General features: G+C 59.0%; 11 protein-coding genes. 6 read left to right on the top strand and 5 right to left on the bottom strand.

Annotated elements, in window-relative coordinates:
* Positions 1 to 180 precede the first annotated feature (180 nt).
* Together rhtA and PMI37_RS06755 are read left to right on the top strand one after the other, a co-directional pair.
* Positions 181 to 1,068 carry a threonine/homoserine exporter RhtA gene (gene rhtA / locus PMI37_RS06760; RefSeq protein ID WP_008079361.1) on the top strand — a complete coding sequence of 296 codons (888 nt, stop codon included), beginning with the start codon at positions 181 to 183 and terminating at the stop codon, positions 1,066 to 1,068.
* 168 nt (positions 1,069 to 1,236) lie between these two features.
* Positions 1,237 to 1,518 carry a hypothetical protein gene (locus PMI37_RS06755; RefSeq protein WP_008079359.1) on the top strand — a complete coding sequence of 94 codons (282 nt, stop codon included), beginning with the start codon at positions 1,237 to 1,239 and terminating at the stop codon, positions 1,516 to 1,518.
* Position 1,519: 1 nt separating this feature from the next.
* Here PMI37_RS06755 and PMI37_RS06750 read toward each other — a convergent pair whose 3' ends face one another.
* The gene (locus PMI37_RS06750) at positions 1,520 to 2,083 is read right to left on the bottom strand and encodes a TetR/AcrR family transcriptional regulator (protein ID WP_008079357.1); all 564 of its coding nucleotides are present in this window, start codon (positions 2,081 to 2,083) and stop codon (positions 1,520 to 1,522) included.
* A gap of 92 nt (positions 2,084 to 2,175) precedes the next feature.
* Here PMI37_RS06750 and PMI37_RS06745 point away from each other — a divergent pair, with 92 nt between their 5' ends.
* Together PMI37_RS06745 and PMI37_RS06740 are read left to right on the top strand one after the other, a co-directional pair.
* Positions 2,176 to 2,904: an SDR family oxidoreductase gene (locus PMI37_RS06745; protein ID WP_008079355.1), complete on the top strand. Its 729-nt coding sequence runs from the start codon at positions 2,176 to 2,178 to the stop codon at positions 2,902 to 2,904.
* Between the two features lie 39 nt (positions 2,905 to 2,943).
* Positions 2,944 to 3,540: a 2-hydroxychromene-2-carboxylate isomerase gene (locus PMI37_RS06740; RefSeq protein ID WP_008079353.1), complete on the top strand. Its 597-nt coding sequence runs from the start codon at positions 2,944 to 2,946 to the stop codon at positions 3,538 to 3,540.
* Between the two features lie 49 nt (positions 3,541 to 3,589).
* Here PMI37_RS06740 and PMI37_RS06735 read toward each other — a convergent pair whose 3' ends face one another.
* From PMI37_RS06735 to PMI37_RS06720, 4 genes are all read right to left on the bottom strand, one after another.
* Complete coding sequence (locus tag PMI37_RS06735; RefSeq protein WP_008079351.1) at positions 3,590 to 5,398, bottom strand: aminopeptidase P family protein; 1,809 nt, start codon at positions 5,396 to 5,398, stop codon at positions 3,590 to 3,592.
* 55 nt (positions 5,399 to 5,453) lie between these two features.
* Complete coding sequence (locus PMI37_RS06730) at positions 5,454 to 6,620, bottom strand: aminotransferase class V-fold PLP-dependent enzyme (RefSeq protein ID WP_008079350.1); 1,167 nt, start codon at positions 6,618 to 6,620, stop codon at positions 5,454 to 5,456.
* 205 nt (positions 6,621 to 6,825) lie between these two features.
* A complete protein-coding gene (locus tag PMI37_RS06725; RefSeq protein WP_008079348.1) occupies positions 6,826 to 7,440 on the bottom strand; it encodes a LysE family translocator in 615 nt (204 codons plus the stop codon).
* Between the two features lie 101 nt (positions 7,441 to 7,541).
* A complete protein-coding gene (locus tag PMI37_RS06720) occupies positions 7,542 to 7,799 on the bottom strand; it encodes a hypothetical protein (RefSeq protein ID WP_008079346.1) in 258 nt (85 codons plus the stop codon).
* A gap of 389 nt (positions 7,800 to 8,188) precedes the next feature.
* Between PMI37_RS06720 and msuE the strand changes: the two genes are divergently transcribed.
* The gene (gene msuE / locus PMI37_RS06715) at positions 8,189 to 8,752 is read left to right on the top strand and encodes an FMN reductase (protein WP_008079345.1); all 564 of its coding nucleotides are present in this window, start codon (positions 8,189 to 8,191) and stop codon (positions 8,750 to 8,752) included.
* Between the two features lie 10 nt (positions 8,753 to 8,762).
* A complete protein-coding gene (gene ssuD / locus PMI37_RS06710) occupies positions 8,763 to 9,908 on the top strand; it encodes an FMNH2-dependent alkanesulfonate monooxygenase (RefSeq protein ID WP_008079343.1) in 1,146 nt (381 codons plus the stop codon).
* Positions 9,909 to 10,000 lie beyond the last annotated feature (92 nt).

Here is a 10,000-nt window from a genome sequence, read left to right as displayed (position 1 = left end):
GACTGCGCCGGAAGTGGGGCGAATTATAGACATCTGAAATCTGCCGTCAACCCCTAATTCAGGTTTTCTATCAACGCACGCAAAAAGCCTGCTTATATATAGACGCCAATGCGCCGAATGCGCAGTATATTGCCCAACAATCAATAAAATGCCTGATCTGACCTTGGACGATGCCACGCAATGACTGACCAACCTCGCACCCTTGCCTCAACGCTGTTCCCGGTTGGCCTGCTATTAATAGCCATGGCATCGATCCAGTCCGGCGCTTCCCTGGCGAAAAGCATGTTCCCGGTGATCGGCGCACAGGGGACAACCACGTTGCGGCTGATCTTCGCCAGCGTGATCATGCTGTTGCTGCTGCGCCCATGGCGAGCCAGGCTCACCGCCAAGTCGCTGCGCACAGTGATCGTTTACGGCATGGCCCTGGGCGGCATGAACTTTCTCTTCTATATGTCTTTGCGTACGGTACCGCTGGGCATTGCTGTCGCCCTGGAATTCACCGGCCCGCTGGCCGTTGCTATTTATGCCTCCCGCCGAGCCATCGACTTTCTATGGATAGCCCTGGCCGCAGCGGGCCTGTTGCTTCTTATACCTACAGGTGCGACAACCGCGGGAATCGACCTGGTCGGGGCCGGGTATGCATTGGGAGCAGGTGTTTGCTGGGCGCTCTATATTCTGTTCGGCCAGAAAGCCGGCGCTGACAACGGCGTCACGACCGCCGCATTGGGCGTCATGATCGCAGCGCTGTTCGTTGCGCCCATCGGCATCGTCCACGCCGGTGCCGCACTGCTGACACCTTCGTTGATTCCGATCGCCATTGGCGTCGCCATCCTGTCCACCGCCCTGCCCTACACACTGGAAATGGTCGCCCTCACTCGCCTGCCCGCACGAACCTTCGGCACACTGATGAGTATCGAACCCGCGTTCGGCGCCTTGTCCGGTCTGCTGTTTCTGCAGGAATACCTCACGCTGTCACAATGGATGGCGATTCTGTGCATTATTCTGGCGTCCGTTGGAGCCACGCTGACCATGGGCAGTAGCGCCAAGCCTGTCATTGCGGCAGATTGAAACGGGATTTGACGAAGGTCTGGCAATTGGCGCTGATTTAGGCCATGTTTAAGCGTCTAACTCAGTGCCAGATATGGATTTTTTCGGACAGGGATTTCAGAACGCTTCAAGCGCGATCGAATGCAGGCAGACCCGAACGTCAGACTCGAGGCTGTCATAAGGACGGTAATGAAACGAATTTTGATAGTGATCGCCATACTGGCAATAGCAGGTTGTGCGGCGACCTCGGAAACTCAGGTAAAACGCGGAAAAAAAGGGTTGCACATCAACTGCTCGGGGCTCTCGTCCTCCTGGGAAAAGTGTTATGCCAGCGCTGCCAATTCCTGCGCGCCAAAGGGCTACAAAGTGATCGCCAAATCGGGTGACGCCGTGGAAGAACCCGGCGACTACCCGTTTGGCCTCAACCCTGCCGGCTATACCAGCCGCAGCATGATCGTCATCTGCAAATAAATCAGTGCGGCTGGGCGATCTGACGACCAATCTCTTCATGGCTGGACGTAAGCACCGCTCGCTGCATGTCCGGCGTGGCCAGCATGCGTGCGACGACCAGTGCACCAACACACTGGGACAGGACCGACCACGCCAGGCTGTCACTCTCAAGTATCTGCGCCCAACTCTGCTGCAGTCGACAGATCCACAGCTCCGCTTGCTCTCGCACTTGCAGGTCAGACCGGGCAATTTCTGCGCCCAACGCCGGCAACGCACACCCCGCCTCAGGCTGTTCGACATGGGCCATGCTCAGATAGTGTTTGAGGCAACGCTCCAGACGCTGGCGGTCCTGCACGCCCTGCCCACCCAAGCGCTCCAGACTCTGACCCAACTCCCGCTCGACAATGGCCGTGAACAGCGCGTCCTTTGACGAAAAATGGCTGTAGAACGCCGCGCCACTCAGACCGATCGCCTTCATCAAACCATCCACACCAACGGTGGAAAAACCGGATCGCTTGGCCGACAAAGCACTGCTTTCGAGCAACTTCTCGCGGGTTTCCAGCTTGTGACTGGCGGAGTAACGCATGTGTTTGGCCTCGACATTGACTCGCTTGACGTTGTCGAAATCCTAGCATAACGTTCGTTCACTTAACGATCGTTTACTAAAAGGATCTGCCCATGAATAACAAGAAGGTCGTATTGGTTGTCGGCGCAGGCGACGCCACTGGCGGGGCGATTGCAAAGCGCTTTGCCAAAGAAGGCTTCATCGCCTGCGTCACGCGGCGCAGCGCCGACAAGTTGCAGCCTCTGGTCGAGGCCATTCAGGCCGACGGCGGCGAAGCGCATGGATTCGCCTGCGACGCGCGCAAAGAAGAAGACGTTATCGCGTTGATCGAAGACATCGAAACCCGCGTCGGCCCGATTGAAGCGTTTGTCTTCAACATTGGCGCCAACGTGCCCTGCAGTATTCTCGAAGAAACCGCGCGCAAATATTTCAAGATCTGGGAAATGGCCTGTTTCTCGGGTTTCCTCAATGCACGTGAAGTGGCCAAGCGCATGGTCGCCCGTCAGCGCGGCACGATTCTATTCACCGGCGCCACCGCCGGGCTTCGCGGTGCCTCCGGGTTCGCCGCGTTTGCCGGTGCCAAACACGGGATTCGCGCCTTGGCACAAAGCATGGCGCGAGAGCTGGGCCCAATGAACATCCACGTCGCCCACGTGGTGGTCGACGGCGCCATCGATACCGACTTCATTCGCAACAGTTTCCCCGAGAAGTACGCCACCAAGGATCAGGACGGTATTCTCAATCCTGAACACATCGCCGAAAACTATTGGTACCTGCACAGCCAGCCACGTGACGCCTGGACGTTCGAACTGGACCTGCGTCCATGGAATGAACGCTGGTAAGCCCTCCCCCTGCATAACAATAAAGAGAGTGCAGCAATAATGACGAAAACCGTGGAGTTCTATTTCGACCTCGGCAGCCCTGCCACGTATCTGGCCTACACCCAACTGCCGAAAATCTGCGCACAGACTGGCAGCGAGTTGATCTACATTCCAATGCTGCTGGGGGGCGTGTTCAAAGCGACCGGCAACGCATCACCGGCGATGATTCCGGCCAAGGGTCGCTACATGTTTGAGGACCTGGATCGCTACGCCAAGCGGTATGCCGTGCCGCTCACGTTCAATCCGCACTTCCCGATCAACACGTTGATGTTGATGCGCGCGGTCACCGGCATTCAATTGCATCATCCAGAACGCTTTCAGGCCTTTATCGATTGCCTGTTCCACGCTCTTTGGGTTGAAGGACGCAGCCTGGATGAACCCGAGACAGTCGCGGCAGTATTGACTGAACAAGGTTTTGACCCGCAGACCGTACTGGCATTGGCCAATGACGAATCAGTCAAAGCCGTGCTCAAGGAAAATACCGAAACAGCGGTTAAACGTGGCGTGTTCGGCGCCCCCAGCATGTTTGTCGGCCAGCAGTTGTTCTTTGGTCAGGATCGACTCGACTTCGTCGAACAGGCATTGCGCCAGAGCTAGAACGAAGCCACGACCCGGACGCTGGCAACAGCGCCCGGGCGACAATCGCTTAAATAGCGGCAGTGCGGATATTCAGCCACTCCAGCGCAGCGCCGTTGAGCAATGGACTCAAACGCTCACGCACTTGCGCGTGGTAGGCATTGAACCACTGTTTCTCTTCCTGACTCAGCAACGCCGGCAACAGGCACCGCGTGTCGATCGGGCAGAGGGTCAAGGTTTCAAACTTGAGGAAATCGCCAAACTCGCTGCTACCGGCCTCGCGATTCATCGCCAGGTTCTCGATGCGCACACCCCAACGCCCAGGGCGATAAGTGCCAGGTTCGATCGAAGTGATCATCCCCGGCTGCATGGCGGTCTGCGGCGCCGGCGCTGCTTGATAGGCGATGACCTGCGGGCCCTCGTGAACGTTGAGGAAATAGCCAACGCCGTGACCGGTGCCGTGACCGTAATCGACGTTATCCGCCCAGATCGGCGCCCGCGCGATGGCATCCAGCAGCGGCGACAGAATGCCTTTTGGGAAATGTGCTCGGGACAGGGCAATCACGCCCTTCAACACCCGTGTGCAATCGCGTTTCTGCTCTTCGGTCGGCGTACCGACCGGCACCATCCGCGTGATGTCGGTAGTGCCGCCGAGGTATTGGCCACCCGAGTCGATCAACAGCAGGCCATCGCCTTCGATCACCGCGTGTTCTTCTTCAGTGGCGTGATAATGCGGCATCGCGCCGTTGGCGTTGAACGCAGCGATGGTGTTGAAACTCAACGACACATAATCCGGACGACGCTCACGCGCTGCGGTGAGTTTTTCGTCGATGGTCAGCTCGGTGATGCGTTCGCGCCCCCAGGCCGATTCCAGCCAGGCGAAGAATTCGCACAGCGCCGCACCGTCCTGCTCCATCGCTTTACGGATGTGCTGAGCATCCGCTTCACTTTTTTGCGACTTGGCCAAGGTGGTCGGGTTCAGACCTTCGACCAGCGTTACTTCACCGTCGAGATTATCCAGCAGGCCACGGGTGACCCGCGCCGGATCCACCAGCAAGCTCTCGCCACTCGGTACCGCACGCAGGGCCTCTGCGACTTCGCTGTAATCACGCAGCGTCACGCCATCCTTCTCCAGCACCGCGCGCAAATCTGCATCGACCTTGCTCAACGCCACGAACAAAGTCGCTTGCTGTTGATTGATCAACGCAAACGAAACAAACACCGGGTTGAACGACACATCACCGCCGCGCAAGTTGAACAGCCAGGCGATGTCGTCCAGGGTCGCGATGAAATGCCAATCAGCGCCGCGTTCCTGCAAGGTTTTGCGCAAGCTGGCGAGTTTTTCGCCACGGCTCACCGTCGCCTGCGGCGGCAGATGCTGATAGATCGCTGCGCTCGGCAGGCTCGGGCGATCACTCCAGACTTCATTGAGCAGATCGATGTCGGTACGCAAACGAGCGCCCCGCGCTTCCAGTTTGCTGCTCAACGTGCGGGCCGAGGCCACGGCCATCACCGCACCGTCCACCGCGACCACGCCACCTTCTGGCGTCTGTTCGGCCAGCCAGTCCAGCGGGCTCGGTTGGCCCGGTTGCAACTTGACCAGTTCGATGCCGCTGCCGTTGAGTTCCTTGGTTGCCTGTTCCCAGTAACGACTGTCGGCCCAGACCCCGGCGAAATCGTCAGTGACAATCAACGTGCCGACCGAACCGTGGAAACCCGACAGCCACTGCCGGCCCTGCCAGTAACCCGGCAAATATTCCGACAAATGCGGGTCGGCGGACGGCACCAACAACGCATGAATGCCTTCGCGGCGCATCAACTCACGGGTGTGCGCCAGGCGCTGGGGCACCGATCCTTCGGTCGAGGTCTGGGTACTCATCATGTCTCCTGCTAATCACTTATTCGTTATTGTTCGTAGCCGTCAGGACGGCTGGTTAAAGCCCTGTCGCCCAGAATGCCGGAGCACTGGCGCAGGCGCTCTTGATCAGTTCGCAAGTCTTGTCGATGTCCTCGGCAGTGGTGAAACGGCCGAGACTCAGGCGAATGGTGCGCCCGGCCAGATGCGCGTCGTGGCCGAGTGCCAACAGCACGTGGGAAGGCGCGTTGCTCGCCGAGTTGCAGGCCGAGGTCGCGGAAAACGCAATCGAATGAATCAACGCAGCGCTGTTGAATTCGCCCTCGCTGAAAGTCAGGCTCAAGGTGTGCGGAATGCGCTGGCTGGCGCTGCCATTCAGGCGCACACCCGGCAGGCTCGACAGTTGTTCGAGCAAGCGTTCGCGCAACGCGACGATCGAAGCTTTTTCCTCATCGAACGCAGCAGCCGCCAAGGCAAACGCCGAACCCATTCCAGCAATCTGATGAGTTGCCAGCGTCCCGGAGCGCAATCCACCTTCGTGACCGCCGCCGTGAATCTGCGCCTGCAAACGCTGTTGCGCCCGCGGGCCGACGTACAACGCGCCAATACCTTTGGGGCCGTAGAGTTTGTGCGCCGAAAACGACATCAGGTCGACCGGCAACTGCGCCAGATCGATCGCCACTTTGCCGGCGCCTTGCGCCGCATCGACATGAAACAGCGCCTCGCGGCTGCGCACGACCTCGCCAATCGCCTGAATGTCGTTGAGCGTACCGAGTTCGTTGTTAACCAGCATCAGTGACACCAGAAAGGTGTCCTCGCGCATCGCTTCGCTGACCGCCTGCGGCGTGATCAGCCCGTCGGCGTCCGGCACCAGATAGGTCACGGCGATGCCGCCGTCCTGCAACTGGCGGGCGGTATCGAGGATGGCCTTGTGTTCAATCTGGCTGGTAATGATGTGGCCGCCGGGCACACCGCGTGCCTGCGCTACACCTTTGAGGGCGAGGTTATTGGACTCGGTTGCACCGGAGGTCCAGACAATCTGCTCGGCATTCGCGCCGACCAGTTCGGCGACTTGCCGGCGGGCCTGCTCGACCGTGTGCCGGGCCTGCTGGCCGAAGGCGTGGGAGCTGGAGGCCGGGTTGCCGAAGTTACCGTGAAACCCCAGACATTCGATCATCACCTGGATGACCCGCTCGTCCACCGGGGTGGTGGCGGCGTAATCGAAATACAACGGACGTGTGTTCATAAAAGACTCGCAGAGCGTGTTCCGGGATCAGGAGGCTCGTGTCTGCAAACGGCACCGCGCAGCCTTGTGAGCTGCGCGTCGGTTCGAGAGCGTCATCAATACCTGATCGGATGCCGTTAAAGAAGAACAACTTCATTTAAAAGTGCGTAGGAACGCTCCTGAAGTCGAGCTTAACAGGCATCGGCCCGGCGGTTGAAGCAATGCATCAGCTAAAGCTTTCGAGAAGTAACGGATACAGCGAAATCACCAACAGCACCGCCATGCCCCAGTTGAACACGCGCAACCAGCGCGGCTCCTTCAGGACATTGCGCAGCAAGGTGCCGCAGGCTGCCCAGAGGCCGACACTCGGCAGGTTGATGATGGCGAACACTGCTGCGATCACCAGCACATTGGTGAAATAACCCTGCATTGGCGTGTAAGTGCTGATAGCACCGATGGCCATGATCCACGCTTTCGGATTGACCCACTGAAACGCCGCAGCGCCGAGATAGCTGATCGGTTTCGCTTCGCCCTGCGCGCTGTCGCCGACCGGCCCGGAGTGGGCGATTTTCCACGCCAGATACAACAGGTACGCCGCGCCGACGTAACGCAGCACCGTGTAAAGAATGGGATATGTCTGGAATACCGCCCCGAGGCCGAAACCCACCGCCACAACCAATACGAAGAAGCCGCAGGTGATCCCGAGCATATGCGGAATGGTTCGGTTAAAGCCGAAGTTCACCCCAGATGCCAGCAACATGGTGTTGTTGGGCCCCGGTGTGATCGAGGTGACGAGGGCGAACAGGGCAAAGCCCAGCAACAAATCAAGCGAAAGGGTCATGGCAGACAATCCATCAGGGTCATTCAGGTGTTGACCCTATCCCACGCCGCCCGGCAAACCCACGGACAGTTGGGTAAAACTTCTGGCAGTACAGTTTGTTATCAGCTTGGGCGACCGTGTAGCTGTACGGCACGCTCAGCGCTCATTTCAGCTTTTTTGTCGAACTGTGTCTGACCGAGCAATCGGGCTTTTTTGGCGTGGTATTCGTCGAACGACAGACCGCTACGGTTCAACGCCTCCATCGCCAGCTCCTGGGATTCTTCGGCGGTATAGGGCCGCAGTTCCGGGGAAACATGACCGGCACAACCGGCGAGTACGGAAACAGCGAGCATCAGCGAAATAGTCAGTAAATAATTCATGGGAGCGTCCTGGCGAGCAGTGTGGGTCGATGGAGAAAGGCTACGCCCGGGCACGCTCGCGCAGAAATCAACGCTTTCGATAGTGGCTATCGGGTTTTGCGCATCTAACGTCACATATTTCTAATCGATCTATAAATATCTAATAACAGTCTTTTACGGAATAACAGCAAGCCTTTATAACTCCCTCCTATGCGCTCATCACTGTTGCTCCAGCAACTGTTGCCCAGGCAACAGTGGTTCAACAAAGCATCCTTAAATCTGCACAGCTGATCGCCCGCGCAATGCGCAAAGCCCCGTAAACCGGGCCCCCCAAGAATTGGTACAGCGCTTGCTCAAGCCTGGTGACTTACTCACTGCTCGCTGAGCAACTGTTGAAAAAGGAACTGATCATGTCGCGTCCCCTGAAAGTCGTCGCTGTGTCCGGCGGTACCTGGCGTCCATCGCGCACGCTGGTGCTGACCCAAGCCCTGCTGTCCGAACTGGGCGGACATTTACCGATCGAGAGCCACCTGATCGAACTCGGCGACATTGCCCGTGCGCTGGGCGGCGCCCTCTCGCGTCAGGAACTGAGCGCTGAGGTCGAGGCCGAGCTGCAAGCCATCGAACAGGCCGATTTGCTGATCGTCGCCGCACCGGTTTATCGCGGTTCCTATCCGGGCCTGCTCAAGCACTTGTTCGACCTGATCGACCTCAACGCCTTGATCGACACCCCGGTGCTGCTCGCCGCCACCGGGGGCAGCGAACGCCATGCGCTGGTGCTAGATCACCAGTTGCGACCGCTGTTGAGTTTCTTCCAGGCGATGACGTTGCCGATTGGCGTGTACGCCACCGAAGCCGATTTTGCCGATTACCAGATCACCAGCGAAGCGCTGAAAGCGCGTATCCGTCTGGCCGCTGAGCGCGCCGCGCCGCTGTTCGCCAGCCAGATCAAACCGTTGCTGAAGATCGCTTAAGGAGCTGTTCATGGATGTTTTCTGGTTCCTGCCGACCCACGGCGACGGTCACTACCTGGGCACCACCCAAGGCGCGCGCCCGGTCACCCTCAATTATCTGAAACAAGTGGCGCAGGCCGCCGACAGCCTCGGTTATCACGGTGTGCTGATTCCCACCGGACGCTCCTGCGAAGACTCGTGGGTGATTGCCTCAGCGCTGGTGCCTTTGACGGAACGCTTGCGGTACCTGGTAGCGATTCGTCCGGGGATTATTTCGCCGACGGTTTCGGCGCGTATGGCGGCGACGCTGGACCGATTGTCCAACGGCCGCTTGTTGATCAACGTCGTGACCGGTGGCGATCCGGATGAAAACCGTGGCGACGGCAGCTTCCTCAGCCACAGCGAACGCTACGAAGTCACCGATGAATTCCTGAAAATCTGGCGCCGTGTATTGCAGGGCGAATCGGTGGATTTCGAGGGTAAACACCTGAAAGTGCAGAACGCCAAAGCGCTCTACCCCCCCGTGCAGAAGCCTTATCCGCCGCTGTACTTCGGCGGCTCGTCTGACGCTGCGCATGACTTGGCGGCCGAACAGGTCGATGTCTATCTGACCTGGGGTGAGCCACCGGCCGCCGTCGCGGAAAAACTCGCCGACGTGCGCGAGCGCGCGGCGCGGCACGGGCGCACGGTGAAATTCGGCATTCGCCTGCACGTGATCGTGCGTGAGACCGCCGAAGAGGCGTGGAAAGCCGCCGACAAATTGATCGAGCACATCAGCGACGAAACCATCGAGGCCGCACAGAAATCCTTCTCACGTTTCGACTCCGAAGGCCAGCGGCGCATGGCCGCGTTGCACGATGGCCGCCGCGACAACCTCGAAATCGCCCCCAACCTGTGGGCCGGGGTCGGGCTGGTGCGCGGCGGTGCCGGCACCGCACTGGTCGGCGATCCGCAACAAGTGGCGGCGCGGATCAAGGAGTACGCGGACTTGGGCATCGAAAGCTTCATTTTCTCCGGCTACCCGCACCTCGAAGAGGCTTACCGCTTTGCCGAACTGGTGTTCCCGCTGCTGCCCGAGCCGTACGCAAGCCTGGCCGGGCGCGGTGTGACCAACCTGACCGGACCGTTCGGCGAAATGATCGCCAACGACGTACTCCCCACAAAAGCCACGGCATAAACAAATCCCCTGTAGGAGCTGCCGCAGGCTGCGATCTTTTGATCTTTTTTTAAAAAATCAAAGGCAAAAGATCGCAGCCTGCGGCAGGTCCT

The organism is Pseudomonas sp. GM80, from assembly GCF_000282515.1.
GTDB lineage: Bacteria > Pseudomonadota > Gammaproteobacteria > Pseudomonadales > Pseudomonadaceae > Aquipseudomonas.
The sequence above is the reverse complement of the archived record's forward strand: the minus strand, read 5'-3'. Positions and strand labels throughout refer to the sequence as shown.